Genomic DNA, 26,690 nt, shown 5'->3' on the forward strand with positions numbered 1-26,690 from the left:
TTGGAGGTCTTTATGAATAGAGATAAAAATTTACCATTAACGGAAACAACGTATTACGTTCTTTTAGCTTTATTAGAGCCAGCTCATGGATATTTAATTATGCAAAAGGTGGAGGAACTGAGTAATCATCAAGTAAAAATCGCAGCGGGTACATTGTATGGTGCGGTTGAAAATTTATTAAAACAAGGGTTAATAGAATCAGTAAAAAGTGAAGATAAACGAAGAAAAGTGTATGTCATTACGGAACGCGGGAAAGAAGTATTGCACTTAGACTTTATGAGAATGCAGCACATTATTGAGGTTACAAAGAGTTTATTACACGTATAGTTAGGGGGAAACGATGATGTGGAAATTGAAATTCTTTTTAGATTTTGAGAAAGAGGAAAAATGGTTAGAAGAGATGGCTTGGAAAGGCTATCAACTGGAAAGCACTACATTTGGTTATACATTTAGATATACAGAACCAGAAGATGCGACGATTAAAATAGACCATAGAGTATTTAGTAGAAAAAGTGACTTTATTAATTACTGTACATTATTTGAAGATAGTGGCTGGGAGCATATAGCTGGTAATCGTTGGTCAGGTACGTACTATTTTAAAAAGGTAAATGAGGAAAGTGAAGATGACATTTTTTCAGATCCAATGTCACGAGCAGGGAAGTATAAGCGTCTATCTAAAACATTTTTAGAATTAGCGATCTGTTATTTGCCAATATTATTTTTATTTATGTATAGTAATACAATGAATTTAGGAGCCTTTGTAAATCCGAAAGAACTATACTTGACGCCAGGATTATGGGATAAGCAAGGTGCATCATTTCTATGGTCATTCTTATTTGAAACGCCATTTGCATTAATGAGAGGACTTTTTTTGACATTTATCCCCGTTGCGACATGTATGTTTTTCGTTTGCTCGTATAAAGCAAATCGATTGTATGAAGAGAGAAGATAATAGGATGGATCCCCTGAAAGCTTAAACTCTTGGGATAGATGGGCATCTAATTAGCTAGGGTCTATAATGACACCTTTCAAAAGAATCAGCTTTATAGAGCGTACCCATAGTTTATAGTCTACTATATACCTTTTTATGAATATGTATAATTACATAAAATTTCAGTGAAAAAGAGAGTATACTTTCGTATTGTGTAATAAAGATAAAGCCCGCCTACGGAAATAGGCGGGCTTTTTTTACTTATAAAGAAAAGACAACCTTTAAGGTGTCTTTCTTCGATTTGAAACATTTTACTAGGTTAAGTTTTTGTGATAATGAACTCTTTTAATTGGAATGAACCTACGCAGTACATCACTTTATTCTTAAGCATCATTCTCAACAAAAGTGAAGATTTTCATTATCTTTTTAACTACAAAGGGTAATAATTTAGAAGCTAAAAATGCAAGTACGAAAGCAATTCCCCATGTTTTCATCCATGATTTGAAAAATAAAGCTGTATATCCAACATTCATTGAAACCATGACGAAAGAGATAATACTAGATATACCTAAAATCATTAAGATATTAAAAATTAATGGTTCAAATTTTTTATTGATTTTCAAAATTAACACCTATTTTCTATATATGCTTTGCTGCCCGATTTCACCAACATCTAATCTTACAGTTTGAAATCTAGGTTGTCCAGTTTGTTTTACTTTTCTGCAATAGCAATATTATATGGAATAGAGTTTCACCATATTGCTATTAAACTAAAATTTTAAGATTGCACCTAAACGAAATTTATAGTATCGAAGTTCATTTTGGAGGGGGATGTAATACTACATCTTACACTTAAACTGCACATTGCGTATTTTTTATGAAGAAAAGACACTCATATAAAAGTGTCTTTTCCGATAGTTTTTTAGCAGAAGCAAGCAGCTCCAACGATGATTAATAAAATGAACAATACAACTAATAAAGCAAATCCTCCAGCGAAGCCACAGCCACCACAACTACCACCAAAGCCCATAACAGTTCCTCCTTTTAATAGGAAGGGAAAACCAAGGGGTCACTCATGTGTTTTAACGGATTCCATTTACTGTATGCTTTTACGAATGAATGGAGCAGGTCCTTTTCAAAATAGATTTATCCTGCTATTTGTCGGGGAGTAAGACCTCGATTGATGAGGGCAGAATATATTCTTAGAAGGAATTCAAAGGCAAAATAGGAGAGTCTATATCATTCTTTAAAAGCGAATAAATGAAAAATAAAACATCCAAAAATATAGATAGAAATCCGCTTTTATACCTTTCAATAAAAGAATAATAGCATTATATATTATAAGGAATACTTGTCCTTAATTGTAAATGAAAGGGGGGAATTGGTATGAGTTATGGCTATGGTCACCCTCCAAAAAAATGCTGTGAACATCATAATGAAACTTTATCAACGGGTATATTACGTAGACATTCCGCTACGTTATTTCTTACTGTGGATGCTATGAATGTTGATCCCGACGATACTCGTAGAGTAACTGTTGAAATGTTTGATTGGTCATCTGGTTCTCCGGTATTGTTACCATTAATAGACCCTTCAACGCAAACATTGCCACCTAATCGATATGTTACTTTTCGTTCAGCAGCTCTTCCTCCAGCACTTTTTGCTTATGAAGTAAGAATCATTCGTCCGAAAGATAGAGATGTTGTTACGAATGTTTTTGGTCTTAGTGCAATCGTATTTAACCCACAAGAAGGAAATAATGTTTTACAACATGATTTAGCAAAATTAGACCTTAAATAGCTTTTATAAAAGTCTATTTATTGAGCATGATTAAAAAAAGAGTAGGATGTTAATCCTACTCTTTTTTAACGTTAACTAGAATTTTAAAAGAAATCCTTCATCATTTTAGCATCTTTAATATTCACTATCACACCTTCTACCTTATCTTTCTTCTCATTTTTAGCGATTGTAATTTGTTCCTTATTATCAACCCATACAAGAAATTCTTCTTTTGAGTCATCTTTATATGTAACGGTAATAGTAGAATGTGCAGATTCTCTCTTTTTTTGATCTAAAGTGATTGTTTTAGGTGTTCCATTTTGAACTGCTGAAACGATAGATTTTATCATTTCTTCGTTATCTGTTTGAGATTTGGAAGTAGTATGATTTGTTGTTTTTAGTATTTCAATGTCTGAAATATTTGCGGAGTTTAATTGAAAGGTATGTTGTGTGTGTTCTTGCTTAACTTGTGAAGCTTTATCTGTAGCCGAGGTGTTTGTACAACCTATTAAAGTGAAAGATAGAGCGGTTAGAGCGCATATAGATATGATTTTTTTCATAGTATCCCTCCTTAAGTTTTATTATAACGATTTTCTGTTAATTTAGGTAGTTATTGTAAGGAGAAGATGTTTTAAAGTGGTAAATGATGTTGTTCATTTTCTATTAAAATCAAAATTCACATAACTTTTTTCAAATTTTATGTTTAACATTGGGAAAATAGGTGTACTACATATAATATAACAAATAATTCATTTTAAAGGAGGAAGTTAAAGATGGAAACGAAGTATAGTAAACCTTTTGTATATGAATTTATTACGGAGAAAGAGGTCATGAATGCGGCGAATGATCTAGTGAAGAAAGGAATAGAACAAAAAGATATTTACGTGTTAACACATGAGAAAGAGAGGACAGATAGAATCGCAGATAATGCAGACGTGAACACGATTGGAATAAAAGAGGAAGGACTTGGGACAAGCATTATTAACGTCTTTCAAAAAACGGGAGATCAGTTAAGAAATAAGATGCAGGAGTTAGGGCTTAATGAGGAAGAAGCAAACTTCTACGAAGAAAAGCTAGATGAAGGGAAAATCTTGTTATTCGTTAAGGATTTAGAAAGAGTCGGTGAATGGTTACACGAAAGAAGATGCATGTATTCTATTTAATTTTGTACCCTTTACATCTATAAATCTATTACGAAAAGGAGATGGGAAATATGAGTGAGAGCGGGCTGAAAGAACAAATTACTGGTAAAGTTGAAAAGAAAAAAGGGCAATTAAAAGAAGGAATTGGTGAAGTTACAGAAGATAGAGAGTTGAAAAATGAAGGGAAGTGGGAGAAGACGAAGGGAACTATAAAAGAAAAAGTCGGAAAAGTGAAACAAAAGATAAGTGATGGATTGGATAATAAAGAATAATACATGTTTATCAAGCTTTGGTTAAACACCAAAGCTTGATAAATCCATTATAAAAATATATAGGGGGTCTAATTGTGGGACTTATTATTACGTGTATTGTAGGTGGACTTATTGGTGCGTTAGCTGGAATGATTACGGGAAAAGACTTTCCTTTAGGTATAGTTGGTAATGTGATTGCTGGTTTGATTGGATCTTGGGTAGGTAGTGCGTTATTTGGTCATTGGGGTCCTGAATGGGGAGGCATTTTTGTTCTTCCAGCGTTATTAGGTGCAATCGTCTTTATTTTAATCGTTACATTCTTCTCTAGAATGCTACGGAAAGCGTAAGTATGATAATGAATAGTAATCTTAAGTTTATTATATATAACTATAAAGTGAATGAACTGATAAATATACATAAAAAAGCATCCAATTAAACTAATTTGGATGCTTTTTTAATGTAATCTACATAGAAATGAGCGGGGGATGAAGAACCCCCGCTTATTAAAATTACACTTTCTATCATATGCCTTTCGAGAGGACTCCCACTTCTAAACGTAAGTGAAGGTGGTGAGGTGAATCGAAAGAAATATATTATTTTCAAGAAAATAATAGAAACGTACGTTCTGTTTTTTGCTATAATATCCTTAACAAGGAGGTGAATAAAATGACAAAGGAAAATCCGTCAAACTATAAAACTTTTCAAATTTGGATTAAAAAAGGGCATCGTATGTATTCTTATTTTCAAGAATGTTGTCATAACGCTAAGAACATGTACAACACCACAAACTTTTATATACGCCAGGTGTACACTGGATTAACACAAGAAAAAGAGTTGCAGCCTTTGCAAAAAGAAGTTCTGGATCATATTCATAAAAATATTGCTAAGATGAATGACACACAACGTCTTGCCTATCAGAAGAAATTGGAAAAAGAGAAAGTAAAGCCTAAAGAAGAACAGAAAGAGATTACATGTAATTTGTTTTCAGAACCTAATTTTGAAAAACCTTATGTAGATTACAACTTTCTAGATGCACTATTTAAGGCTATGATTCAAAATGATTATCGAGCTTTGCCTACGCAATGTAGCCAGTCAATCATGAAAGGTTTGTTCCAAAATTGGAAATCTTTTTTTGCTAGTTTAAAAGACTATAAAAAGAATCCAAACAAATATGCTGGAATGCCTAGGATTCCAAAGTATATTCGTTCTTCTGAAAAAGAGATTCTGTATACAAACCAAGATTGCATCATTAAAAACGGTAGATTTTTAAAGTTTCCAAAGACGAAATTACAATTAAATATTGGGAAACTAGGTTTCACTGAAGGTAAACTGAAACAAGTTCGTGTGATTCCAAAATACAATGAATATGTAGTGGAATTGGTAATTGATGTTCCTTCTGAACAACAAATTATTGAAGAGAATGCTCGTTATATGAGTATTGATTTAGGGATTGATAACCTTGCAACCATCGTAACAAACACAGGTATGAAACCTGTCCTTGTTAAGGGCAAACATATCAAAAGCATAAATCAATATTACAATAAAATGAAGAGTCATTTTACAAGCATTCTTTGAAATGGAAAACAAACGAATGAAGGACCTTTTACTTCTAAAAGGATAGAAAAACTTCATCAAAAACGTTACTTGAAAATAAAAGACGTCTTCCATAAAGTTAGTCACCGTATTGTAAAACTAGCTCAAGAAGAAGAAGTTTGTAAAATCGTTATTGGTCAAAACAAAAGTTGGAAACAAGAAACGAATATGGGAAAAAGAAATAACCAATCGTTTTGTCATATCCCGCATAATTTACTGATTCAAATGATTACATACAAAGCAAATGCTGTAGGCATTCAAGTTGTTGTAACTGAAGAATCATATACATCGAAAGCAAGTTTTCTGGATAACGACTTCATTCCAACGTATGGAGAAAATGACCAAAATACAACTTTTTCAGGAAAACGAATAAAGCGCGGCATATATCGTTCAGCAAATAAAACTTTAATTAATGCAGATGTAAATGCTGCGGCTAACATTTTACGAAAAGTAATCCCAAATGCATGGACAAATGGGATAGAGGGGTTAAGCGTGAAACAGCTCGCTAATGTGTTAACTCCCCTGACGTTAATCGTCCGTTAGGTCGAAACGTTAGAAACCCCCACTTCAAGCTTTGCTAAGTGGGGGAGTGTTCATTATGTATTAAACCATCGTTACTTTTTCACAATTATTTATTCTTACGACCTGCCTCGGTTCTATATGAGATAAGTCCTCGCTATTACCTATATCAACTACAATTGTATTTGTTAGTATGTTAATAATGGAACCAACTAACGTTGTAGCATGATCGTGTCGATAAGAAAATTGAACAAAATCTCCCTTTTTAAAGTTGTGCTCTTCCATAGATAGATCCCCCTAAAAATAATGTTTATACATTATACATACACAAATTTATAAGGTTTAAACATTCGGTAGTATTTTTTAAGTGTTAAGCCGAGAAAGGTGTAGAAAATTTATTTATAATGAAAATAAAAAAATATGTTTAAACCTAATTTTTATGGGTAATTAAATAGTAAAAGTTTGAGATAAGGGGGCGGAAATGATGAATTTGGAAATAAATATTTTGCAAAATGATGTAGGTTATACGGTACAACTTAATGGTGAGATTGATGCGTATACGGCATCAGATTTAAAAAATAAGGTAATGCCTATTACAAGCGAAAAAGAGGTTCATATCGTAGTAGATTTTCATAACGTAGATTATATGGATAGTACTGGTTTAGGTGTTTTTATAGCGCTATTAAAAGCAGTTAAGAAAAATGATGGAAAACTAGAGTTTATCGGTGTATCTAAAAGATTAAAAAGATTATTCGATATTACAGGGTTAACAGAAATATTAAATTTGAATTCCGATTTTGAAAAAGTAGAAAGAAGGTGACTAGGGATGATGGAGAGATTTGAAAAGATAGAAATGAAAATTCCTGCAAAGGCAGAATATGTGGCTATTATTCGTTTAACAATGGCTGGTGTTGCGAATCGAATGGGCTTTGCTTATGACGATATAGAAGATATGAAAATTGCTATTAGTGAGGCGTGTACAAACATTGTACAACATGCATACAAAGAAGACGTTGGAGAAATTACAATTGTCTTTGGGCTATATGAAGATCGATTAGAAATTATGGTTGCGGATAATGGGGTTAGCTTTGATTTTAATAACTTAAAAAGAAAAGTTGGTCCGTATGATATTAGTAAACCAGTAGAACATTTGCCGGAAAATGGTTTAGGTTTATATTTAATCAATACATTAATGGATGATATACAAATTATGCATGATGAGGGCATGACAGTTTTAATGACAAAATATATACAAAGAGAGCAGGTGGAGAATGATGGAAATCCAATCTCAACCTACAACTCTTACTAAAGAAGACGTTATTAAGCTAATTGCAGAATTCCAACAAAACCAATGTAATGAAGCGCAGGAAAGGTTAGTTGATCATTATAAAAATCTCGTATATTCCATTGCATATCGCTATTCAAAAGGCGGGCCGATGCATGAGGATATTATACAAGTAGGGATGTTAGGGCTCTTAGGTGCAATAAGAAGGTATGATTATTCGATAGGGAATGCTTTTGAGCCTTTTGCAATACCTACGATAGTAGGGGAAATAAAGAAGTATTTACGCGATAAAACTTGGGGCATTCACGTTCCAAGACGAATTAAAGATTTGGGCGGGAAAATTAAACTTGCGATAGAGGAGTTAACAGATCACCTGCAACGTTCACCGAAGATAATAGAAATTGCAAATCATTTAGGACTATCGGAAGAGGAAGTTCTAGAGATTATGGATGCGAAAAATAATTATCGAGTATCTTCCTTAGATGATGTAGTTGAAAATTCATCTGATGGAAGTTCGGTAGCGAGAATTGAATCTGTAGGTGAAGTAGAGCAAGGATATGAAGAGACAGAAAGGCGTCTCGTTTTAAAGGATATTTTTAACGTATTAAATGACACGGAAAAGAGTGTTATTCATTATATATTTGGAGAAAATTTAAATCAAAAAGATACAGGGGAACGGTTAGGTATTTCACAAATGCACGTTTCTCGTATTAAAAGACAAGCGATAAGTAAATTGAAGCAAGCCGCATTTTTAGATACATAAAAATTAAAAATAATGATGTTTAAAACATGAGAAAAGGGGTACTTATTAAGTATAGGAGGAGATATGAAAATGTCACACGATGTGAAAGAACTAATCGAAGGATTGAATGAAGATTTAGCAGGAGAATACGCAGCAATCATTATGTATAACCATAATGCAGCTACAGTTTCTGGTATATATAGACAAGTGTTAAAGCCTTTCTTTGAATCTGAAATTAGTGATGAACAAGGACATGCCCTATATTTAGCGGAGAAAATTAAGACGCTAGGTGGTATCCCCACTACGATCCCTTTACCAGTGAAACAAGTAGAAGATGTTAGAGAAATGTTAGAATCCGCTAGACAATCAGAATATGAAACAATTAAGCGTTATGAAACGAGAAAAGAACAGGCAGCGAAATTAAATATGACAGAGTTAGTTGTAAAGTTAGAAGATATGATCGCAGATGAAACAAATCATATGGAAGAGTTGGATCGTCTTTTAAGTGATAAAGCAATGGTGTTAAATTAAAAGTGGAAACTTATAGAGTGAAAGAACAAACTCTCATTTCTGGGGGTTTGTTCTTTTGCTATATAAAAAATATGTTTGAGTAAGAAATTTTCATTTTGTAACTGAGTATGTAATACTAGAAAAATAGAAAATAATAATAGATTTACATTTTAAATAAGAAAAGGGGAAATAACTTGTGTCCATTTTAATTGTTGATGATAATCCGGTTAACATATTTGTAATTGAGAAGATTTTAAAACAAGCCGGATATCATGATCTTGTATCGCTCAATTCTGCACAAGAGCTCTTCGAATACATACAGTTTGGAAAAGATTCTTCCAGGCATAATGAAATTGATTTAATATTATTAGATATTATGATGCCTGAAATTGATGGACTTGAAGTTTGTAGGCGATTACAAAAAGAGGAGAAGTTTAAAGATATCCCTATTATTTTTGTTACAGCTTTAGAGGATGCAAATAAATTGGCCGAAGCTCTTGATATGGGGGCAATGGATTATATTACGAAACCTATAAATAAAGTTGAACTATTAGCACGTATGCGTGTAGCGTTACGCTTGAAATCGGAATTAAATTGGCATAAAGAACAAGAAGAAAATCTTCGGAATGAACTAGATTTAGCTACGCAAGTACAAAGAAACTTATTAAGTAGCCCATTACGAGAAGATCATATAAAAATTGAAGCAAGTTACTTACCTTCATTTAAACTAGCTGGAGATATGTATTATTGGTATAAAATCGATGAAAATCGCTACGGTATTATATTATTAGATGTGATGGGACATGGTGTATCTGCTTCATTAGTTTGCATGTTTATTTCGTCTGTATTACGTGAAACGATTAAATGTTTAATTGATCCAGAACTTGTTATTAAAGAATTAAATAAATATATGACCCTTTTACATAATGAAAATGATAATATTCCCTATTATTTTACGGCCATATACTTAGTTGTTAATACAGAAGATAGAACAGTTGAATATGTAAATGCAGGGCATCCTTCTGGATATGTTTTAGTTGATGAAACAAATGTAGTTGAACTAGATCGCGGGAGTTGTGCGGTAGGATTTTTTGATGAAATAAAAGTTAAAAAGACAGTTATACCTTTTGAGAAGAACGCTCAAATACTATTGTTTACAGATGGTGTTCTTGAAGCAATTGCAAATGATGAATTTGAGGCTGAAGAGAAATTACGTACTTTTACAGAAAGAAAATGGGGAGATTTAGAAGGCGAGATAGAAGGGTTTTACAAGGAAGAACAAAAGAAAGCGCAATCAGATGATATGTGTCTCATTATGATACAAACGAATGCGAAATAAAAAGCGTATGAAATCCAAACAGAGGATTTCATACGCTTTTTATTGTATTTTTTGATAAATTTGTTCGCTAGGATTAAATTGAGTATAATGCGGCATTATATTTGAAAAACGAAGAGTTTCTTTATTCCCTAAACATAGAAAACCATTGTGACCTAAGCTTTCATAAAATAGTTGCTGCACTTGATTTTGAAGTTTACTTGTAAAGTAAATTAAAACGTTACGACAAAGTATAATATGAAACTCGTTAAAAGATTGATCGGTTACTAAATTATGCTGTGCAAAAATAATGTTTTGTAAAAGTGATGGATTAAAATAAGCAAAACGATTATCTGTTGAATAATAGTTAGAAAACGCTTGTGTACCGCCAGCTTGTAAATAGTTTTTCGTATAAGTTTGCATTTTATTTAACGGGAGGATACCTTGTTTTGCTTTTTCTAACACATTTGTATTCATATCTGTTGCGTAAATAACCGACTTTTCACTTAATCCTTCTTCGTGAAGTAAGATGGACATTGATAATACTTCTTCACCAGTTGCGCATCCAGCATGCCAAATTCTAATTTCGGGATGCTTTTTTAATTCAGGAATAACATGCTCTCTAAGCGCTTTAAAAAAGGCAGGGTTACGGAACATCTCAGTTACATTAATTGAGAAATCATTTAATAACTGTTCTAAAACCCCTTCCTCGTGAATTACTCTTTCAATTAATTTTGAAATGGTTGGGATATTAGAGAGCTGCATTCGATTACAAATCCTTCTATAAATAGATGTGCGAGCATATTGGCGAAAATCAAATCCTGATAGTTTAAATACCGCTTCCAATAGTAATTCAATTTCTAAGTTCGTGCGCTCATCCGTATCTACTGATGGATCAAAATTATAATACTTATTTTCCACTCCAACTAAACCTCACTTATTTTATTAACCATACACTCATTACCGAATAGAGTTGATGTAGATTTAATGGTTTACTTATATAATCTGAAGCGCCAGCAGATAAACATTTTTCCTTATCATTTGGCATTGCTTTAGCAGTTAATGCGATAATAGGTATTTCATTTAACCCTAAGTTCATTCGGATATTTTCCATCGTTTCATAACCGTCCATATTAGGCATCATAATATCCATTAAAATAAGGTCAATATTTGTATTGCTTTGTAGTATTTCTAAACACTCTATGCCGTTTTGGGCAGTAATAATGTTGGCATTTTGTTTTTTTAATGCATTTTGTAACGCAAATATATTTCGATGATCATCATCGACAATTAAAATTGTTTTCTCTTGGAAGACGTTATTTGTTTCTGGAGTAACGATAGTTTCTTCAACAACTTCAGCAGGAATAACATCTTCTATCGTTGCTGCGACTTCTAAATTGGATAACTGTATATCATGTAATCCATTTGGAAGGTTAGGAATATATACCGTGAAAGTACTACCTTCTCCTACATTACTCTCTAACGTAATCCAACCACCTAATAATCTCGCAAACTCTTTACAAATAGATAAACCTAATCCTGTACCACCATACTTTCGAATCGTTGCTCCATCTGCCTGTTGAAAGGCTTCGAAAATAAGTTGATGCTGTTCTTTAGCGATACCAATACCAGTATCTTTTACTGAAATTGTAATCCAATCTTTACTTATAGACTGCATATCATGACTCAAATTGGTTGTTTCTATCGAATCAAAATGTAAAGAAACGGATCCTTTTTCTGTGAATTTAAATGCATTGGATAATAAGTTTTTAATAATTTGCTCAATCCGTTTTGCATCTGTATAAAACAGATCAGGAATCGTATCACTGTCCTCAATAGTAAATTCGACATTTTTTTGTGCAGCTATATGTAAAAAGTTTTGATGCATATTGGCTGCCATGTCACTTATGTTCGTTGCCTCAAAAATGATGTCTAGTTTGCCTGCTTCTACTTTAGATAAATCTAGTATGTCATTAATTAAAGTAAGTAAGTCTTTCCCTGATGAATGAATGACAGTTGCTAATTCAATTTCATCGTCGGATAAATTGTTATCATGATTTTCTCTTAACATTTCAGATAATAGTAAAATACTATTTAACGGTGTGCGTAATTCATGTGACATATTTGCTAGGAACTCAGATTTGTATTTTGAGCTGCGTAACAACTCGCTTGCTTTTTCTTCTAATTCTGATTTGGTAATTTGTAAGTCAGCTGTCTTCTGCTCAGCCTCTTCAGTTCTAGACTCTAATTGTTCATTCGTTGTTCGTAATTCTTCTGCTTGCATTTGTAGTTCTTCCGCTTGCGTTTGCAATTCTTCTGATTGAACTTGTAACTCTTCTGTCATTGCTTGTGATTCATGTAAAAGAGTTTGAATTCGCATACGTCCCATAATGCTATGGATTGTTAAACCTAGATTATCAACGGTTTGTTGAATTAAATCTTGATGTAAATCTGAAATCTCAGTTACACTTACTAACTCCATTACTGCGATTACTTCATCCTCAAATAAGATAGGGATGATTAATAGATTTTTAGGACGTATTTCTAATACTCCGCTAGTGACATAACGAAACTCTTCGGGTATATCCCTGAGAATAAAACTTTTCTTTTCTAAGGCAGACTGTCCAATGAAACCTTCACCCATTTGAATGGATTGTTTCCCAATATCAGCACCTTGATCGGCGAAAGAAGCTTTTTTCACATAGTAGACAGTTTCTTCATATTCTTCACGTACATAAAATGCACCGCAAGAAGTTTGCGTTTTCTGTATAATTCCACTCAAAATTTTGTTACCTAACATCTCAATAGAAGATACACCTTGATACATTAAAATTAATTCTGCAAGCTCAGTTTGTAACCATTCTCTTTTCGATATTTCGTCTAGTAGGTGATTTGTTGTATGAGCAAGATCTTTTATTTCATCATGGCTGTTTACATGAATTCTTTCCGTAATTTTTTCTTTAGAAGAAATGGATTTAATAGCTTGAATTACATTTTTAATCGTTTTTGTAATGGAATTGGAAATATAAAGTGAAACGATAATGGCAAAACAAGAAAGTAAGAACAATAAACTGTATAACCAAATCTCTAATTTATTATTTTCAATATCTAATTGTGCAGCTCTTTTTTTTGTTAGTTGCTCCTCAGTGCTACGGAAGTTAGTTAGCTGTGATTGTAATGACTGAATTTGAGTCGTGTCCATTGTTTGTACATTATTACTATTATTATTTGTAATGAGTGGGTGAATCTCTTTATTAATCCAACTAGTAATGTTTTCGTTAATCTGTTTTAATTTTTCTTGCTGAGAGGGATTATCCTCTAATAAAGCAAAAAGATCTTGATAATGTTTTTCGTAATCCTTTTCCGCAGAGTTAAGGGATTGCACGTAAGTAGGGTTATTAGAAATGATAAACCCTTTCGCTTTATTTTCAATTGTTAGTAACTCTTTCTCCACTTGATTCGTTAAATTGAGAACTTTAAAATCGTGATCAATAATAAAATTACGAGATTTTTGTAAGCTGGAAATCTCATTGTTTAACATAATGAAAGAAACAAGCAAGAACAAAATGATAACTAAATAACCAGCCATAATTTTGTAGCGAATACTAAATTTTGCTTTCGAGTTCATTAAAAATTCCTACCTTCAAGGTTATTAAAACTTTTCTATTTTAAAGAATGAAAAACGTAATATATATTATATCAGTTTTCATAAGGTCAAACTAGAAATCCCCCTATTGTATTAGGGGGTTCTTTTTTAATAGAGGAAATCATTTTGAAATATAAAAACATATATGAAAGGTAGTAGACGAGGGAATAGAGGATAACAAACATTCTAAGAAGGGAAGAGTGTTCTTAAAGCTCTTTTTGCATCTATTCCTTCAAAAATAAATAATACAAGATCTCTCTTTTTTACAGTAAGGAAAAAGGATACTAGAGTGCTTAAATTTTTAATTGATGTCATTGTTCCATGTTTACTTATAAACAAATTAGCTTGAAATGTTGTCATTAAAGCATAAAAATGATGAATCTGAGTTATTGTAGGTGTTTCATTATAAGAAATAGTAGTAGAGTGAATGGCGTTCATCGTAATATTCCTTTCCATATAGTAAGCATAACAATATAAACATACCCGTTTAAAAAAATGTTAAACATATAAATAAGAAAAAATATAATTATAGTTTTTTACGTTTAGAAAAGGTTAGGAAGGGTATACATATACTACAAAGAGATTAACTGAAGATGAATTGTAAGATGTCTATGTTTAGTAGATTAGTCTATCAAAATATACTTTTACTTTAAATAAAAAGGAGCCTGGTATACATGAATGAAATGATGATTAATATTACATTTGATTTAATTTACTTGTTAAGTAGTTCACTTGTAGTGCTTTTACTATTCGCTTTTTTCGTAAATGGTTATGTTAATAAAAAGATTAGTGTATACAGAAATGAAGAAAAATAAAGAGACATTATATAAAACTTTAGGAGGTTAATAGTTATGAATGTAGATAGAAAAATAGTAGGTGTTTTTAGAACAATTGATGATGCGGCACTCGTTATTAATGAATTAAATGAAAAAGGATACTCAGCAGATAACATTTCAGCTATTGCGAAAGATCAAAAGGAAATTGAACATCTGGAAGAAAAATCGGGTGAAAAAGTGAATAGCGAAACTGCACATAAAGCAGATATCTTTTCAGCGACAGGGCTTGTAGCTGGAGGAGTAGCAGGCGGACTCGGTGGTTTATTAACAGGTCTTGGTATACTTGCCGTTTCTGGAATGGGTCCAATTGTAGCAGCAGGACCAATCGCAGCAGCTATTGGAGGAGCTGGTATTGGCGGAGGAGCTGGAAGCTTAATAGGAGCATTTATCGGATTAGGAATTCCAGAAGAACATGCTAAGAAGTATGAGGAATATATTTACGATGGAAATATATTAATTTTAGTAGATGCAAAATTAGATGATAAGTTAGAAATCTATAAAATATTTGATAAGCATCATGCTTATAACTCTGATTTCTTTAAATAAAATGTAAACAAAGTAAATATCGTTTTTGATCTTACAACTTTGGCGCGGCCGAGGAGTCGTATGACTATAAGAGAGGAAGGGCTTATAGTAAAAGATCAAGTTTTATTATGTTATTTAAAAGGAAAGAGGTGTCTTTTCGTGATTGTAAAAATATTAAAGGATAGTAGCGATAGTTTCCTTTGCACGATTCAAAATAAAAATGGGGATAAGTATGTAAAGAAATGGTTTCGTAAACATGAGAACAATGAAAAATTAGGACGACCAACTTTCAAAGAAGTAGAAAAGGACTGGAAAGAAAATAAAGAGTCGTTTATGTATCCTAATGTTAAAGCGCTTTATTAAAATGAAACATAATGCGCGTTTCATTCTTACAAAACTGTCACATTCCTGTAAGGTAATTCAATAGATTAGTTGTTTGTTCCGTGTCATAATAAAGACATAAGAAAGCTAATTAAAACTACAACTTATTAGGAGAGTGTCAGTCATGATTGTAACAACAACGTCTGGAATTCAAGGTAAAGAAATTATTGAGTATATCGATATTGTAAATGGTGAAGCTATTATGGGTGCAAATATTGTCCGCGATTTATTCGCTTCTGTTCGTGATGTTGTCGGTGGTCGTGCTGGTTCTTATGAAAGTAAGCTAAAAGAAGCTCGTGATATCGCAATGGACGAAATGAAAGAACTTGCAAAACAAAAAGGTGCGAACGCTATCGTTGGTGTTGACGTAGATTACGAAGTAGTTCGTGATGGAATGTTAATGGTTGCTGTAAGTGGTACAGCTGTACGTATATAAGTAAATAAAAAACAGGCTCACCCCTTGAAGTTTATGCTTTGAGGGGGTTTTTTATTTTTCTTTTGTTCATGACTAAAGTTAAAATAGAGAAGGGCCGACGTACTCGCTCGCTTATTTCAAATGTAGTATATTATTTCTTGAGAAAAAGCAAATAAATGGGATTTTTTGTATTTAAAGAAGGTGTTAACTTTATGACAAATAATAAAATTGCTATTTGAGGTACGAAGAGAATGAGTGGTATGAATAATTTTAGAAAGTGTATAGTTAATAGAAATAAACGATGGAGTATGTAAAGAGTTATATTACATAAAATTTATTATGAACGGAGGCGGTTACACTATGTTTTGGTTAGGATGTTTTTTAGGATACATTGTAGGTTCTATTATTACATGTGCGCTACTTTACTTTGGATATAGATCCCATGAAAACAAAAAAGCGAATATACAAAAGAGGGAGGAGAGGAAAATCAATCAAAAAGGTGTATAGTAGGCGAAAGGTAAGGTGATAACGTTGATGCAAAAATAAAGGGCAGTACATATTTTGATGACTACTATGTACTGTCCCGTTTATTCTTTTTGGATTATGAGAAGTTGTTTCCTGGCTTGCTATAAATTTCATAGGCGAGAAACCCCAATAAATAGCCGATTCCGGATCCTAAACTCATTGTAAGAAGTGAATAATCCGGGAAAAATATGCCGAAAATCAAACCGATTATACAGCCAATGAGCATTCCTACAGGTATGAAACTATCCAATAAAACTTGAGCTTTTTTTGATTTTTTCTTACCTAATGTACCGTTGTCATATTTATGTTTAAGCCTTCCAATTACATAGACTACAATTCCCCCGACTATTAAAACAGGCGCAATTGCCGTAAGTAACCACATGTTAGAGTCTCCTTTCACCTTTTAACATGATTATACCAGATACTTACAATTAGGTATTCCTGAACGTACTATCTAGTCTATTTAAAAGGTCAATCAAAAAGCCCACTTCAATTGTATTTAATAACTCGTCAAAAATACTTTCCCTTTCGTTTTCTCTGCAGACTGCACAACATCAACTGCCGCTTTCACATCCGCTAATTCATACGTAGAATGGACTTTCATAAAACGTAATTGCTCATTTTCTACTAAGCGAATTAAATGACGAAACGTGTCTTGCCATTTATAAGGTGACACTTCTTTATTCCAATGTCGTAAATGAAATATGTTCGCGTGCACTTTTGCTTTCGTGACAATCTCTGCCCAGTTTACTTGTATTCCTGACAGAAGTCCTATAGTTAAAAAGTGCCCATTGGGACGTAAGGAGAAAGCTAATTCATTTCCATCCGGTCCCCCGATAGAATCAATTGCAGCATCCGCGCCGAGCCCGTTCGTTAATTCCATAACGGTTTCATAAAGCGGGGCAGTCGAAGTATCAATTACATGATGAGCGCCAAGCTGAAGTAATTCGTCTGTATGTTTACTATTTCTTGTCACGGCAATGAGTTGGAAATTTAAAATTTGCGATAACTGCGCAAAAAGATGCCCGATAGTGGATCCACAAGCATTCACTAACAAAACATCATTCCGTTGTAAGTTTAGCGTTTCCGTACATGTAACCCAAGCCGTAAGGGGATTAATATACATTTGTGCCGCGGTAAAATCATCAATAGAATCGGGAATAGGGACTACAAAATCAGCTGATGTCTTCACATATTCTTGCCAAGTACCTTCCCCGCGTAACGGTAACACACGTTTACCGATAAGGTCTCTAGAAACAAAAGCTCCTACATCTTCTACAATACCAACACCTTCATAACCAGGTATGTTAGGTAAAGGGATTCTATGTGCATACGCTCCGGTTATTGGAATTAAGTCAGATGGATTAATCGGTCTAACTAGCATACGAACGAAAACTTCATTATCTTTCAGTGGTTCTATATTTTTATATTCAACTTGTAATACGTCTTTTGGATTGCCAAACTTATGAAATTGAATGCATGTTCCAAGCAAAGTAATTTGCCCCCTTAGTTTCATTGGGTTTATTATAGCATTTTTAGTTTGGGTGGTTATTTTGTTAGTGATAAATAGGGTTTTTAATTTACGTATTTATCAGAATTTTATAAAATGTGTATATAACTATGAAATGGGGGGGATTTCTTCATGTGTACTAGTTTGACGTTACAAACAAAAAATTTCCAGCATCTTTTTGGGAGAACAATGGATTTCACATTAGATATGAATCAAGAAGTAATAATCATTCCTCGGCGTTATCAGTGGAACAATATAACTGGTGAAACGATCCGAGCGAAAAAGGCTGTTGTCGGAATGGGAATTAATTTTGGAGGAAGGGTCATGATGGCGGACGGAGTAAATGAAACTGGTATGACATGTGCAACTCTCTATTTCCCAGGATTCGCTACTTATAGTAATCATATAGATAGCAATAAAACGAATGTAGCGCCATTTGATTTTGTGACTTGGAGCCTCACGCAGTTCAATTCTGTTGAAGAGGTAAGAAAATCTATTGATAACATTGCCTTTATAGATGTGCCATTACCAGTTTTAGGAATTACGCCACCGCTACATTGGATTTTAGCAGATAAATCGGGAGCGTGTATTGTACTTGAGCCGACAGCTGATGGAATAAAAGTGTATGACAATCCAATAGGAGTGATGACTAATAGTCCCGAGTTTAATTGGCATTTACAAAATTTAAGACAATATATTGGTCTTAAATCGCAGCCATTTGCGCCAACGGAGTGGGGAGATGTACCATTAAGTGCTTTTGGCCAAGGTTCAGGAACGATGGGGCTTCCTGGAGATTTCACTCCGCCATCAAGATTTGTACGGGCAGTATATGGCAAACAAAACATTCAAAGTATAGAGAACGAAGAAGAGGGGATATCGGCTATTTTTCATATTTTATCAAACTGTGAGGTTCCTAAGGGGGCAGTAATAACAGAAGACGGTATATTAGATAATACGATCTATACAAGTGCAATGTGTATGGAGTCTGGAACATATTATTACCATACTTACGATTGTAGACAAATTATAGCTATTCATTTATTCCATGAAAATTTAGATGCAACTGAGATTAAAACTTATCCGTTTCAGCGGAAACAAAAAATATTTTATGAAAACTGATAAAAACACCTCCATTGAATTTGCATACTTAGTATGCGAATTTAGGAGGTGTTTTTTATCATATACCACTATTCGTGTTCACTTCATTTTTTACTTTTCTATTAAGCCGAAGCTCTCTTCATTCTCTCAAGTAAACTAGACAACACATGCGTACGATAAGATTCTAGTTTTTTACCTTCATAAGTACGGATACCTAATTTTTTAAGTTCTTTTACATACCAACCTTTGCTTCCGAAATACATGTGATCGCTCCCCTTCAACTTTGTTTTTATTTATCCTGATTGCATATGGAGGTACAGGAATTATAATGAAGGAAATGAATTTCGCGCGAAAATGGTTAACTTTGTTGCAAAAGACATATATACTAAAGATAGTATACAACGAGGTGGACAAGACGTGATTATAGAGAAGCACGAAATTCAAATTGACCAAATTACTAGCGGTAAAGTGAATATCTTTACTTTCTATCGAAATAGAAAGCAAATTGATGATCATTTTTTACGATTGCAAGAACCATCGCTTACAGCAAACTACTTCTTCCATTTTCATTTTGATGCAGAGAGCTTGCATCTACTGCAGAAAGAGTTTCCGAGCGTATATCCGTACGACGGTAGTGAAACGATTCACGACTGGACGGAAAAGATGAAAGCTGAATTGCAACATCAGATCCAAACAGGTAAATGGAATAAACGCGTACGTATCGGTAATCGCATTCTAGATGTGGTGTTTACGTGGTGTGACGAAGATATAGTAGAGTGAAAAAGAAGCGGATGACGCTTCTTTTTTTTAGCGCTGGAATAAAACGAGCTTACCTGCAGTAGATGTACAGCGATGTGTTTTTTCATACAATCCTTTTTCTTGTAAGATAGATTCACCTTTTGCTTTTGCTTCTTTTTCAGTTGCCGCCTCGAATGATTCGTCTAATGCTTTTGAACCATCTTTTTCAAAGACTGTTAGAACGTATACTCCCATGAAAATTCCCTCCAATAATTAAAATCAGAATCTTATAATTATTTTGACATAAAATGCTACAATATGCAAAGAAATATATGACATTGCGTGGTAAAATAGAATGAAACTTTAATCATCGAGAATATTTTTATTCTCGATGATTATTAGTTTTCAGCGATTTTAATTTTGATAAAATGAAACTTTTGAAAGATAGGAAGGATCGTTATTTGTGAAACAAGTAAAGTTTATACATGCGGCTGATTTGCATTTGGATAGTCCGTTTAAAGGGATGGAGATGAATGTTGCGCAGTCTGTTTGGGAGAGAATGAAGCAAAGTACGTTTGAATCATTTGAGCGTATTGTTGATAAAGCAATTCAAGAGCGCGTTGATTTCGTATTACTAGCTGGGGATTTGTATGATGCGGAGACGAGAAGTTTGAGGGCGCAAGTGTTTGTGCGTGAGCAAATGAAGAGACTTTCGCAGTACGATATCCCTGTTTTTATTATTCACGGTAACCATGATCATTTAGGAGGAAGCTGGGCAGCAATTGAGTTTCCGGAAAATGTTCATGTATTTACTGAGCCTTATGTAGAAGAGAAATCATTTTATAAAAATGGTGAGCTATTAGCTTCTATTTATGGTTTTAGTTATTTGCAGCAAGCGGTAACGGATAATATGACAGCGCAGTATACGAAAATGAGTGATGCGCCTTTTCATATTGGCATGCTTCACGGAAGTGTGGAAGGAGATGCAGAGCATAATCGCTATGCACCGTTTCAAATTCGTGAGTTGAAAGAAAAACAGTTTGATTATTGGGCTCTTGGCCATATACATAAACGTGAAATTTTATCAGAAGAACCATACATTATTTATCCAGGGAACATACAAGGTCGTCATCGTAAGGAAACAGGCGAGAAGGGTGCGTACCTTATTGAACTTACGAAACAAGGAACGCAGTGTTCATTTTTCCATACGGCAGATGTTGTATGGGATGAAATCGAAGTTTGTATTGATAGACTTGAAACTGTTGATGAACTTATGACGAGCCTATCTACTGCGCTGAATGAATGCCGAAGAGAAGAGGAAGGTACGTTATTAACTGTCGTATTCACAGGACAAGGCCCACTTTCCCCTTATTTGCGTGACGAAAAGCGCGTGGAAGAGATTTTTCACATTTTAGCATCTGGCGAAGAGCGAAAAGATTTTGTATATGCGATGAAGTGGAAAAATGAGACGGTTTCTTTTGCGGAAATCGAACGTTTGAAAGCGGAAAATCATTTCGTAGGTAGTGTGCTAAAGGAGTTAGAAGCTTTCAGCAATATGGACGGAGTATTGCGCACCATTTGGACATCTCCTGTAGCGCGTAATAGTATTGAATCTTTTACAGAAGAAGAGAAGAAAGAGATTCAAAAGGAAGCAGAAAATATTATTTTAGAGCAATTATTCCAGCAAGAGAGGGATAAAAAATGAGAATTGAAAAACTCCATATTTATGGGTACGGAAAATTAGAAAATGTGGAAATGGATCTTTCCTTGCTGACGGTGTTATATGGTGAAAATGAAGCGGGGAAATCGACAATTCGCTCATTTATGAAAAGCATTTTATTCGGTTTTCCGACGAGAGGACAGCGCCGTTATGAGCCGAAAGAAGGTGGGAAGTATGGCGGTGCGATGACTGTGCAAACAGAGCAGTACGGTCGTTTGAAAATTGAGCGATTGCCAAAGACGGCAGCTGGCGAGGTGACCGTTTATTTTGAAGACGGGAAAACGGGCGGAGAAGAAATTTTAAACGATATATTAAGCGGGATGAATGAAAGTTTATTTGAATCTGTCTTTTCATTTGATATGCATGGTCTTCAAAATATTCATCAGCTAGGCGAAGCGGATATTGGCAATTATTTATTTTCGGCAAGTGCAGTCGGAAGTGATGCGCTATTGCAGTTAGATAAAAAGCTAGAAAAAGAAATGGACCAGCGCTTCAAGCCGAGCGGGCGTAAACCAGAAATTAACGTGTCATTGCAAGAGATGAAGAAACTTGAAGAGAAGATGAAAGAGTGGCAAGGAAAAATTGGCACGTATGAAAAACAAGTAGAGCAGTTAAAAGAAAGTGAAGAGAAGCTTGCTTCTGTTCGCGGGGAAAAAGAGAGTGCAGAAAAACGAAAGCAAGATTATGAAATATTAGCAGCGCTTGAGCCACTCGTTATTGAAAAACGTGCGCATGAGAAAGTGTTAGAGAACGAGAGCGGGCAGTTTCCTGTAAACGGAATGGCGCGTTATGAAGCAATGAAGGCGAAAATGGAGCCGCTTCAGTTACAAGTTGATTCGCTCCACAAGAAAATCCAGACAGTGCAATCGGAAATTGCCTCGATTCAAATAGATGAAGAGTTTTTACAAAAAGAAAGTTATGTAGAAGAACTTCGTATGCAGCATATGTCTTACGAAAATGCACGCCAAGAAATGCGTGATATGAGCGGGAATATTACGAATATAAAAGAAGAACTGGCAGAACTAGAACAACAAATTGGTACTACTTTTGAAAAGGAAACAGTTCTTTCATTTGATATGAGTTTGGCAACGAAAGAGTTAATTACGCAAACAGTGCAAAAGGCGCGCGAATTAGAAACGCAAAAAGCACAGCTCGATGATCGTTTTAAAGTAGCGCAAGAGCAATTAGAAGAACAAGAAGAAAATATAAGACAGATTAAGAAACAAATGTTAGTGGATGAAGAGAGAAATGTGTTAGTTGAGAAAGAGAAATCGTTCCAAGATGCGGCGTTTATCGGTATGGGCGCAGAGAGAATGAAGCGCAAGTATGAGGAAAAAGCAGGAGCAGCTAAGCAAAAGAAAAAGCAGTGGCAAAGAGTTTGTCTTCTGTTACTTCTTATTAACACAGGCGTTTTATTCACAAGCTTATTGATAGACAATCGCCCGCTCTTATTTATTAGTGTCATCGTATTTGTAGGGATTGTTCTCGCCCTTGTTTTATATAAAGATCCATCAAGTGGATTACAAGAAGAGCTCCTTACACTTCAGCAAAGTGCCGGCGGGAGACAAAGTGAAGAAGCGATGTCTGTACGCTATCAGTTAGAAAAAGATGAAGAGATACGTAAATTATTTGAGCGTGAGTCTTATAAGTTACAGCAGTTGGAGCGAGCGTATGATAAAGTCGTTTCATCGTATGAGGAATGGGAGAGAGAAACGTTCCAGGCGGGAGAACAAGTCGATGCATATAAAACGCGCTATATGTTTCCTGAATTTTATACGTATGCACACATATTGCCGGCGTTTGAGCGTATTGAAAAAATGCAGCAATTATATCGTGAATTAGAGAAACAAGGCACGCGAAAATCTTCATTATATGAAATGATTTCGCAATTTGAACATAAACTAGAAACTGTTATCGGTAGTGCGGAGTATAGTAAGCTACACGAGGCACAAAGCCGTATGCAAAATGAGAAAGAGAAGCGCCAAACTTGTAAGCAGTTAAAAGAAAAACTGGCGGAATGGCAAGAAGAATATGAGTTTATGCAAGAACAATTAAAGCAATTACTAGTAGAACGAGACAGTTTATGGCATATTGCAGCGTCTACAGATGAAGAGATGTTTTTAGAAGCAGGTAAACTAGCGGAAAAACGTGAAGATGCAGAGAAACAAGTGGGGCGTTTATTACCGCAAATTGATCTGTTAGAACAACGTTTAACGAGTTTATCATTAGCTGAACATTACGAAGCTGACGGTTATGACGGAAAATTAAAGCAAGAACTGACAGTCGTGCAAAACTGTCTGGCGCAAGAGAAAGAACTGACAGAGCGTATTGCGAAACATCGTATGGAAATTGCGAATTTAGAAGAAGGTAGTACGTACGGTGATTTAATGCATGAATGGGAAATGAAAAAAGCGCAAGTGCGTGAACAAGTGAAGAAGTGGGCTGCTTATGCGGCCGCAAAAACGGTGTTAACGAAAACGAAGCAATATTATCATGAAGTACATCTTCCTCGTATTTTACAAAAGTCAGAAGAGTATTTCGTCTATTTAACAGGCGGACGATATAGTAAAATCTTTTCACCGTCAGAGTCAGAGCCGTTTATTGTAGAGCGTAACGATGGTATGCGTTTTTACAGTCATGAACTAAGCCAAGCGACAGCGGAGCAGTTATATTTATCGCTGAGATTTGCACTAGCAAAAACATTTGAGCATGATTATCCATTTATTATTGATGATAGTTTCGTGCACTTTGACGCGGTAAGGACGAATCGAACGATTGAACTTATAAAGGAAATTGCAAAGGATAGACAAGTCATATTCTTTACATGTCATGCGCATTTACTCGCGTATTTTACAGAAAAACAGATTATAAAATTAACACATATGCGTAAAGAAAATGAGTTGTAGTGTGCTATACTAAAAGTAACTGATTTGGTGGAGGAATTCGAATGAAAAAGAAAATTGCAGAGTATGAAGTTGGTGAACAAGTCGATATTTTCTTGTTAATTAAAACAGCGACAAAAGGTATCGCAAGCAATGGAAAGCCATTTTTAACAGTAATCTTACAAGATCCAAGTGGAGATATTGAAGCGAAGTTATGGGACGTATCACCAGAAGTTGAGAAACAATATGTAGCGGAAACAATCGTGAAAGTAGCTGGAGATATTTTAAACTACAAAGGACGTATTCAATTACGTGTGAAACAAATCCGTGTTGCGAATGAAAATGAAGTAACAGACATCTCAGACTTCGTAGAAAAAGCACCAGTGAAAAAAGAAGATATGGTTGAGAAAATTACGCAATACATATTTGAAATGAGAAACCCGAACATTCAACGTCTAACAAGACATTTATTAAATAAGCATCAAAACGAATTTTTAGACTATCCAGCAGCGACAAAGAACCATCACGAGTTCGTATCTGGACTAGCTTATCACGTCGTATCAATGCTTGATTTAGCGAAAGCTATCTCAAATCTATACCCATCATTAGATAAAGACTTACTATATGCAGGCGTTATTTTACATGACCTTGGTAAAGTAATTGAATTATCTGGCCCAATTTCTACAACGTATACGTTAGAAGGAAACTTACTAGGCCATATTTCGATTATGGTGAACGAAATTGGTAAAGCGGCAGACGAATTGCAAATCGATGCAGAAGAAGTATTAATTCTTCAACACATCGTCCTTTCTCACCACGGAAAAGCAGAATGGGGTAGTCCAAAACCACCATTAGTAAAAGAAGCAGAAATTCTGCATTACATCGATAACTTAGATGCAAAAATGAACATGATGGACCGCGCATTAGGACGCACAAAACCAGGCGAATATACAGAGCGTGTCTTCGCACTTGATAATCGTTCGTTCTATAAGCCGTCGTTCCATAATTAAAAGTGTGAATAAAGTGGCCTCATTAAGTTTTAATATGCTTAGTGAGGCTGTTTTTATAGGAAGTAAATAATATGATACAAAAAATATCTCGAATTTGAGATAAATAACTTGCTTTTTAATCACTTGAGGTGTAAAGTGATAGTAACGAAAGCGATTGAGTCATATGAAAAACATACACTCAGTTGTTTTCGATTAAAAACAAAGTAACTTATACAGTAAAAACTAAGATGAATTTACAAAAACATAATTAAGAATAAATTGAAAAGCTAAAAACCATATTAGTTGTGGGAAATGTTATTTTTTTAGTTGTCACTTGACTAGTAAAACGAAACGGAGGAATAACCAATGTATGAAATTAAAGGGCATCATCACATTTCAATGGTTACGAAAAATGCAAATGAAAATAATCACTTTTATAAAAACGTGCTTGGCTTACGTCGTGTGAAAATGACAGTAAACCAAGATGATCCGTCAATGTACCACTTATTTTATGGAGATAAAACAGGAAGTCCAGGTACGGAATTATCATTTTTTGAAATTCCATTAGTAGGAAGAACATATCGCGGTACGAATGCGATTACTCGAATTGGATTACTTGTTCCTTCAGAGGATAGCTTGCATTACTGGAAAGAACGCTTTGAAAAATTTGATGTGAAACATAGTGAAATGACAACATATGCAAATCGTCCTGCTTTGCAATTTGAGGATGCTGAAGGTCTTCGCTTAGTACTACTCGTTTCAAACGGAGAAAAAGTAGAGCACTGGGAAACTTGGGAGAAATCAGAAGTTCCTGCAAAGCATCAAATTCAAGGAATGGGTTCTGTAGAAATGACAGTGCGTAGACTTGATAAAATGGCGAGCACACTTACAGAGATGTTCGGTTATACAGAGGTTAGCCGAAATGATCAAGAAGCAATTTTCCAGTCCATTAAAGGAGAGGCTTTTGGAGAAATCGTTGTGAAATATTTAGATGGTCCTACTGAAAAACCGGGCCGAGGTAGCATTCACCATTTAGCAATTCGCGTGAAAAACGATGCAGAGCTTGCTTATTGGGAAGAACAGGTGATACAAAGAGGCTTCCAGTCCTCAGGAATCATCGACCGTTTTTATTTTAAAAGCTTATATTTCCGCGAATCAAACGGAATCCTATTTGAAATTGCAACAGATGGCCCAGGATTTACAGTTGATGGAGATGTGGAACATTTAGGAGAAAAACTTGATTTACCACCATTCCTAGAAGATCAGCGTGCAGAAATTGAAGCGAATTTAGCACCGATTGAAGAGAAGTAATAGAAGAAAATATACAACTTTAACATATAAATGAAACCCCATTGGAG

At 34.4% G+C, this 26,690-nt stretch carries 32 protein-coding genes and 1 pseudogene; 22 read left to right on the top strand and 11 right to left on the bottom strand.

Annotated features, from left to right (window positions below; all coding sequences use genetic code 11):
- Positions 1 to 12 precede the first annotated feature (12 nt).
- Both ACTFRU_RS08250 and ACTFRU_RS08255 read left to right on the top strand, forming a co-directional pair.
- Positions 13 to 327, top strand: coding sequence for a PadR family transcriptional regulator (locus ACTFRU_RS08250; RefSeq protein ID WP_001078066.1), 315 nt, complete (start codon positions 13 to 15; stop codon positions 325 to 327).
- Between the two features lie 13 nt (positions 328 to 340).
- Positions 341 to 952: a DUF2812 domain-containing protein gene (locus ACTFRU_RS08255; RefSeq protein WP_102956750.1), complete on the top strand. Its 612-nt coding sequence runs from the start codon at positions 341 to 343 to the stop codon at positions 950 to 952.
- 362 nt (positions 953 to 1,314) lie between these two features.
- Here the strand turns inward: ACTFRU_RS08255 and ACTFRU_RS08260 are convergent, their stop codons facing one another.
- Both ACTFRU_RS08260 and ACTFRU_RS08265 read right to left on the bottom strand, forming a co-directional pair.
- Positions 1,315 to 1,554 carry a DUF2798 domain-containing protein gene (locus tag ACTFRU_RS08260; RefSeq protein ID WP_088362522.1) on the bottom strand — a complete coding sequence of 80 codons (240 nt, stop codon included), beginning with the start codon at positions 1,552 to 1,554 and terminating at the stop codon, positions 1,315 to 1,317.
- A 299-nt stretch (positions 1,555 to 1,853) separates the two neighbouring features.
- Positions 1,854 to 1,961 (bottom strand): YjcZ family sporulation protein, encoded by a 108-nt coding sequence (locus tag ACTFRU_RS08265; RefSeq protein WP_000505670.1) that lies wholly within the window; start codon positions 1,959 to 1,961, stop codon positions 1,854 to 1,856.
- A gap of 356 nt (positions 1,962 to 2,317) precedes the next feature.
- Between ACTFRU_RS08265 and ACTFRU_RS08270 the strand changes: the two genes are divergently transcribed.
- Positions 2,318 to 2,731, top strand: a complete 414-nt coding sequence (locus ACTFRU_RS08270; RefSeq protein ID WP_000120208.1) for a hypothetical protein — start codon at positions 2,318 to 2,320, stop codon at positions 2,729 to 2,731.
- 83 nt (positions 2,732 to 2,814) lie between these two features.
- Here ACTFRU_RS08270 and ACTFRU_RS08275 read toward each other — a convergent pair whose 3' ends face one another.
- A complete protein-coding gene (locus ACTFRU_RS08275) occupies positions 2,815 to 3,270 on the bottom strand; it encodes a hypothetical protein (protein ID WP_088362523.1) in 456 nt (151 codons plus the stop codon).
- Positions 3,271 to 3,483: 213 nt separating this feature from the next.
- Here ACTFRU_RS08275 and ACTFRU_RS08280 point away from each other — a divergent pair, with 213 nt between their 5' ends.
- The 4 genes and pseudogenes from ACTFRU_RS08280 to ACTFRU_RS08295 all read left to right on the top strand — a co-directional run bounded on the left by ACTFRU_RS08280 (position 3,484) and on the right by ACTFRU_RS08295 (position 6,239).
- Positions 3,484 to 3,873, top strand: a complete 390-nt coding sequence (locus ACTFRU_RS08280; RefSeq protein WP_016125605.1) for a general stress protein — start codon at positions 3,484 to 3,486, stop codon at positions 3,871 to 3,873.
- Positions 3,874 to 3,923: 50 nt separating this feature from the next.
- Positions 3,924 to 4,124, top strand: coding sequence for a CsbD family protein (locus tag ACTFRU_RS08285; RefSeq protein WP_053565102.1), 201 nt, complete (start codon positions 3,924 to 3,926; stop codon positions 4,122 to 4,124).
- A gap of 74 nt (positions 4,125 to 4,198) precedes the next feature.
- Positions 4,199 to 4,450: a GlsB/YeaQ/YmgE family stress response membrane protein gene (locus ACTFRU_RS08290; RefSeq protein WP_000522903.1), complete on the top strand. Its 252-nt coding sequence runs from the start codon at positions 4,199 to 4,201 to the stop codon at positions 4,448 to 4,450.
- A gap of 319 nt (positions 4,451 to 4,769) precedes the next feature.
- Positions 4,770 to 6,239, top strand: a pseudogene (locus tag ACTFRU_RS08295) (RNA-guided endonuclease InsQ/TnpB family protein).
- A 60-nt stretch (positions 6,240 to 6,299) separates the two neighbouring features.
- On the opposite strand, the gene ACTFRU_RS08300 reads toward ACTFRU_RS08295, so the two are convergent.
- Positions 6,300 to 6,500 carry a hypothetical protein gene (locus ACTFRU_RS08300; protein ID WP_029442044.1) on the bottom strand — a complete coding sequence of 67 codons (201 nt, stop codon included), beginning with the start codon at positions 6,498 to 6,500 and terminating at the stop codon, positions 6,300 to 6,302.
- A gap of 196 nt (positions 6,501 to 6,696) precedes the next feature.
- Between ACTFRU_RS08300 and rsbV the strand changes: the two genes are divergently transcribed.
- The 5 genes from rsbV to ACTFRU_RS08325 all read left to right on the top strand — a co-directional run bounded on the left by rsbV (position 6,697) and on the right by ACTFRU_RS08325 (position 10,091).
- Positions 6,697 to 7,035, top strand: coding sequence for an anti sigma b factor antagonist RsbV (gene rsbV, locus ACTFRU_RS08305; RefSeq protein ID WP_002106052.1), 339 nt, complete (start codon positions 6,697 to 6,699; stop codon positions 7,033 to 7,035).
- 6 nt (positions 7,036 to 7,041) lie between these two features.
- Entirely contained in the window at positions 7,042 to 7,524 is a 483-nt protein-coding gene (gene rsbW / locus ACTFRU_RS08310; protein WP_003269702.1) for an anti-sigma B factor RsbW, read from the top strand.
- Entirely contained in the window at positions 7,487 to 8,263 is a 777-nt protein-coding gene (gene sigB, locus ACTFRU_RS08315; protein WP_015055091.1) for an RNA polymerase sigma factor SigB, read from the top strand. Before rsbW ends, sigB begins: the two co-directional genes overlap by 38 nt.
- 69 nt (positions 8,264 to 8,332) lie before the next feature.
- Entirely contained in the window at positions 8,333 to 8,773 is a 441-nt protein-coding gene (locus tag ACTFRU_RS08320) for a ferritin-like domain-containing protein (RefSeq protein ID WP_088362525.1), read from the top strand.
- Positions 8,774 to 8,948: 175 nt separating this feature from the next.
- The gene (locus ACTFRU_RS08325) at positions 8,949 to 10,091 is read left to right on the top strand and encodes a fused response regulator/phosphatase (protein ID WP_000025520.1); all 1,143 of its coding nucleotides are present in this window, start codon (positions 8,949 to 8,951) and stop codon (positions 10,089 to 10,091) included.
- A gap of 39 nt (positions 10,092 to 10,130) precedes the next feature.
- On the opposite strand, the gene ACTFRU_RS08330 is transcribed toward ACTFRU_RS08325, so the two are convergent.
- From ACTFRU_RS08330 to ACTFRU_RS08340, 3 genes are all read right to left on the bottom strand, one after another.
- A complete protein-coding gene (locus ACTFRU_RS08330) occupies positions 10,131 to 10,988 on the bottom strand; it encodes a CheR family methyltransferase (protein ID WP_324655651.1) in 858 nt (285 codons plus the stop codon).
- A gap of 16 nt (positions 10,989 to 11,004) precedes the next feature.
- A complete protein-coding gene (locus tag ACTFRU_RS08335) occupies positions 11,005 to 13,695 on the bottom strand; it encodes an ATP-binding protein (protein WP_440037596.1) in 2,691 nt (896 codons plus the stop codon).
- Positions 13,696 to 13,899: 204 nt separating this feature from the next.
- The gene (locus tag ACTFRU_RS08340; RefSeq protein WP_000991352.1) at positions 13,900 to 14,151 is read right to left on the bottom strand and encodes a hypothetical protein; all 252 of its coding nucleotides are present in this window, start codon (positions 14,149 to 14,151) and stop codon (positions 13,900 to 13,902) included.
- Between the two features lie 236 nt (positions 14,152 to 14,387).
- On the opposite strand from ACTFRU_RS08340, the gene ACTFRU_RS08345 reads away from it, so the two are divergent.
- The 4 genes from ACTFRU_RS08345 to ACTFRU_RS08360 all read left to right on the top strand — a co-directional run bounded on the left by ACTFRU_RS08345 (position 14,388) and on the right by ACTFRU_RS08360 (position 15,891).
- Positions 14,388 to 14,528, top strand: a complete 141-nt coding sequence (locus ACTFRU_RS08345) for a hypothetical protein (protein WP_001004571.1) — start codon at positions 14,388 to 14,390, stop codon at positions 14,526 to 14,528.
- A 36-nt stretch (positions 14,529 to 14,564) separates the two neighbouring features.
- Positions 14,565 to 15,095 carry a general stress protein gene (locus ACTFRU_RS08350; protein WP_001100101.1) on the top strand — a complete coding sequence of 177 codons (531 nt, stop codon included), beginning with the start codon at positions 14,565 to 14,567 and terminating at the stop codon, positions 15,093 to 15,095.
- A 138-nt stretch (positions 15,096 to 15,233) separates the two neighbouring features.
- The gene (locus ACTFRU_RS08355) at positions 15,234 to 15,437 is read left to right on the top strand and encodes a DUF4028 family protein (protein ID WP_142343417.1); all 204 of its coding nucleotides are present in this window, start codon (positions 15,234 to 15,236) and stop codon (positions 15,435 to 15,437) included.
- Positions 15,438 to 15,579: 142 nt separating this feature from the next.
- Positions 15,580 to 15,891 carry a YbjQ family protein gene (locus ACTFRU_RS08360; RefSeq protein ID WP_000637511.1) on the top strand — a complete coding sequence of 104 codons (312 nt, stop codon included), beginning with the start codon at positions 15,580 to 15,582 and terminating at the stop codon, positions 15,889 to 15,891.
- A gap of 580 nt (positions 15,892 to 16,471) precedes the next feature.
- Here the strand turns inward: ACTFRU_RS08360 and ACTFRU_RS08365 are convergent.
- A complete protein-coding gene (locus ACTFRU_RS08365; protein ID WP_098771771.1) occupies positions 16,472 to 16,777 on the bottom strand; it encodes a hypothetical protein in 306 nt (101 codons plus the stop codon).
- A 117-nt stretch (positions 16,778 to 16,894) separates the two neighbouring features.
- Positions 16,895 to 17,887 carry a zinc-dependent alcohol dehydrogenase family protein gene (locus ACTFRU_RS08370; protein ID WP_440037597.1) on the bottom strand — a complete coding sequence of 331 codons (993 nt, stop codon included), beginning with the start codon at positions 17,885 to 17,887 and terminating at the stop codon, positions 16,895 to 16,897.
- 150 nt (positions 17,888 to 18,037) lie between these two features.
- Between ACTFRU_RS08370 and bsh the strand changes: the two genes are divergently transcribed.
- Positions 18,038 to 19,024, top strand: coding sequence for a choloylglycine hydrolase (gene bsh, locus ACTFRU_RS08375; protein WP_440037598.1), 987 nt, complete (start codon positions 18,038 to 18,040; stop codon positions 19,022 to 19,024).
- Between the two features lie 101 nt (positions 19,025 to 19,125).
- Here bsh and ACTFRU_RS08380 read toward each other — a convergent pair whose 3' ends face one another.
- Positions 19,126 to 19,266, bottom strand: a complete 141-nt coding sequence (locus ACTFRU_RS08380) for a YflJ family protein (protein WP_000273537.1) — start codon at positions 19,264 to 19,266, stop codon at positions 19,126 to 19,128.
- Between the two features lie 154 nt (positions 19,267 to 19,420).
- Between ACTFRU_RS08380 and ACTFRU_RS08385 the strand changes: the two genes are divergently transcribed.
- Complete coding sequence (locus ACTFRU_RS08385; RefSeq protein WP_000582785.1) at positions 19,421 to 19,783, top strand: hypothetical protein; 363 nt, start codon at positions 19,421 to 19,423, stop codon at positions 19,781 to 19,783.
- A 27-nt stretch (positions 19,784 to 19,810) separates the two neighbouring features.
- Here the strand turns inward: ACTFRU_RS08385 and ACTFRU_RS08390 are convergent, their stop codons facing one another.
- Complete coding sequence (locus ACTFRU_RS08390) at positions 19,811 to 19,996, bottom strand: YhzD family protein (RefSeq protein ID WP_000539552.1); 186 nt, start codon at positions 19,994 to 19,996, stop codon at positions 19,811 to 19,813.
- 208 nt (positions 19,997 to 20,204) lie between these two features.
- On the opposite strand from ACTFRU_RS08390, the gene ACTFRU_RS08395 reads away from it, so the two are divergent.
- The 4 genes from ACTFRU_RS08395 (at position 20,205) to ACTFRU_RS08410 (ending at position 26,643) form a co-directional block, all read left to right on the top strand.
- Complete coding sequence (locus ACTFRU_RS08395; protein WP_025688422.1) at positions 20,205 to 21,446, top strand: metallophosphoesterase family protein; 1,242 nt, start codon at positions 20,205 to 20,207, stop codon at positions 21,444 to 21,446.
- Positions 21,443 to 24,367 (top strand): ATP-binding protein, encoded by a 2,925-nt coding sequence (locus ACTFRU_RS08400; RefSeq protein WP_098771768.1) that lies wholly within the window; start codon positions 21,443 to 21,445, stop codon positions 24,365 to 24,367. The genes ACTFRU_RS08395 and ACTFRU_RS08400 overlap by 4 nt, the downstream gene beginning before the upstream one ends.
- A 41-nt stretch (positions 24,368 to 24,408) precedes the next feature.
- Positions 24,409 to 25,353, top strand: a complete 945-nt coding sequence (gene yhaM, locus ACTFRU_RS08405; RefSeq protein ID WP_000726638.1) for a 3'-5' exoribonuclease YhaM — start codon at positions 24,409 to 24,411, stop codon at positions 25,351 to 25,353.
- A gap of 345 nt (positions 25,354 to 25,698) precedes the next feature.
- Entirely contained in the window at positions 25,699 to 26,643 is a 945-nt protein-coding gene (locus ACTFRU_RS08410; RefSeq protein WP_006924768.1) for a ring-cleaving dioxygenase, read from the top strand.
- Positions 26,644 to 26,690: the final 47 nt, after the last annotated feature.

This window comes from Bacillus cereus group sp. MYBK220-1 (assembly GCF_051916445.1).
Taxonomy (GTDB): Bacteria; Bacillota; Bacilli; order Bacillales; family Bacillaceae_G; genus Bacillus_A; species Bacillus_A cereus.

What these genes read in the sequence shown, in the direction of transcription:
- ACTFRU_RS08360 (WP_000637511.1), top strand. Translation starts at nt 15,580, where the DNA reads ATGATTGTAACAACAACGTCTGGAATTCAAGGTAAAGAAATTATTGAG.
- ACTFRU_RS08320 (WP_088362525.1), top strand. Translation starts at nt 8,333, where the DNA reads ATGTCACACGATGTGAAAGAACTAATCGAAGGATTGAATGAAGATTTA.
- rsbV (WP_002106052.1), top strand. Translation starts at nt 6,697, where the DNA reads ATGATGAATTTGGAAATAAATATTTTGCAAAATGATGTAGGTTATACG.
- ACTFRU_RS08275 (WP_088362523.1), bottom strand. Translation starts at nt 3,270, where the DNA reads ATGAAAAAAATCATATCTATATGCGCTCTAACCGCTCTATCTTTCACT.
- ACTFRU_RS08380 (WP_000273537.1), bottom strand. Translation starts at nt 19,266, where the DNA reads ATGTATTTCGGAAGCAAAGGTTGGTATGTAAAAGAACTTAAAAAATTA.
- ACTFRU_RS08350 (WP_001100101.1), top strand. Translation starts at nt 14,565, where the DNA reads ATGAATGTAGATAGAAAAATAGTAGGTGTTTTTAGAACAATTGATGAT.
- ACTFRU_RS08285 (WP_053565102.1), top strand. Translation starts at nt 3,924, where the DNA reads ATGAGTGAGAGCGGGCTGAAAGAACAAATTACTGGTAAAGTTGAAAAG.
- rsbW (WP_003269702.1), top strand. Translation starts at nt 7,042, where the DNA reads ATGATGGAGAGATTTGAAAAGATAGAAATGAAAATTCCTGCAAAGGCA.
- bsh (WP_440037598.1), top strand. Translation starts at nt 18,038, where the DNA reads ATGTGTACTAGTTTGACGTTACAAACAAAAAATTTCCAGCATCTTTTT.
- ACTFRU_RS08300 (WP_029442044.1), bottom strand. Translation starts at nt 6,500, where the DNA reads ATGGAAGAGCACAACTTTAAAAAGGGAGATTTTGTTCAATTTTCTTAT.
- ACTFRU_RS08390 (WP_000539552.1), bottom strand. Translation starts at nt 19,996, where the DNA reads ATGGGAGTATACGTTCTAACAGTCTTTGAAAAAGATGGTTCAAAAGCA.
- yhaM (WP_000726638.1), top strand. Translation starts at nt 24,409, where the DNA reads ATGAAAAAGAAAATTGCAGAGTATGAAGTTGGTGAACAAGTCGATATT.
- ACTFRU_RS08345 (WP_001004571.1), top strand. Translation starts at nt 14,388, where the DNA reads ATGAATGAAATGATGATTAATATTACATTTGATTTAATTTACTTGTTA.
- ACTFRU_RS08280 (WP_016125605.1), top strand. Translation starts at nt 3,484, where the DNA reads ATGGAAACGAAGTATAGTAAACCTTTTGTATATGAATTTATTACGGAG.
- ACTFRU_RS08270 (WP_000120208.1), top strand. Translation starts at nt 2,318, where the DNA reads ATGAGTTATGGCTATGGTCACCCTCCAAAAAAATGCTGTGAACATCAT.
- ACTFRU_RS08340 (WP_000991352.1), bottom strand. Translation starts at nt 14,151, where the DNA reads ATGAACGCCATTCACTCTACTACTATTTCTTATAATGAAACACCTACA.
- ACTFRU_RS08255 (WP_102956750.1), top strand. Translation starts at nt 341, where the DNA reads ATGATGTGGAAATTGAAATTCTTTTTAGATTTTGAGAAAGAGGAAAAA.
- ACTFRU_RS08335 (WP_440037596.1), bottom strand. Translation starts at nt 13,695, where the DNA reads ATGAACTCGAAAGCAAAATTTAGTATTCGCTACAAAATTATGGCTGGT.
- ACTFRU_RS08265 (WP_000505670.1), bottom strand. Translation starts at nt 1,961, where the DNA reads ATGGGCTTTGGTGGTAGTTGTGGTGGCTGTGGCTTCGCTGGAGGATTT.
- ACTFRU_RS08250 (WP_001078066.1), top strand. Translation starts at nt 13, where the DNA reads ATGAATAGAGATAAAAATTTACCATTAACGGAAACAACGTATTACGTT.
- sigB (WP_015055091.1), top strand. Translation starts at nt 7,487, where the DNA reads ATGATGGAAATCCAATCTCAACCTACAACTCTTACTAAAGAAGACGTT.
- ACTFRU_RS08410 (WP_006924768.1), top strand. Translation starts at nt 25,699, where the DNA reads ATGTATGAAATTAAAGGGCATCATCACATTTCAATGGTTACGAAAAAT.
- ACTFRU_RS08365 (WP_098771771.1), bottom strand. Translation starts at nt 16,777, where the DNA reads ATGTGGTTACTTACGGCAATTGCGCCTGTTTTAATAGTCGGGGGAATT.
- ACTFRU_RS08400 (WP_098771768.1), top strand. Translation starts at nt 21,443, where the DNA reads ATGAGAATTGAAAAACTCCATATTTATGGGTACGGAAAATTAGAAAAT.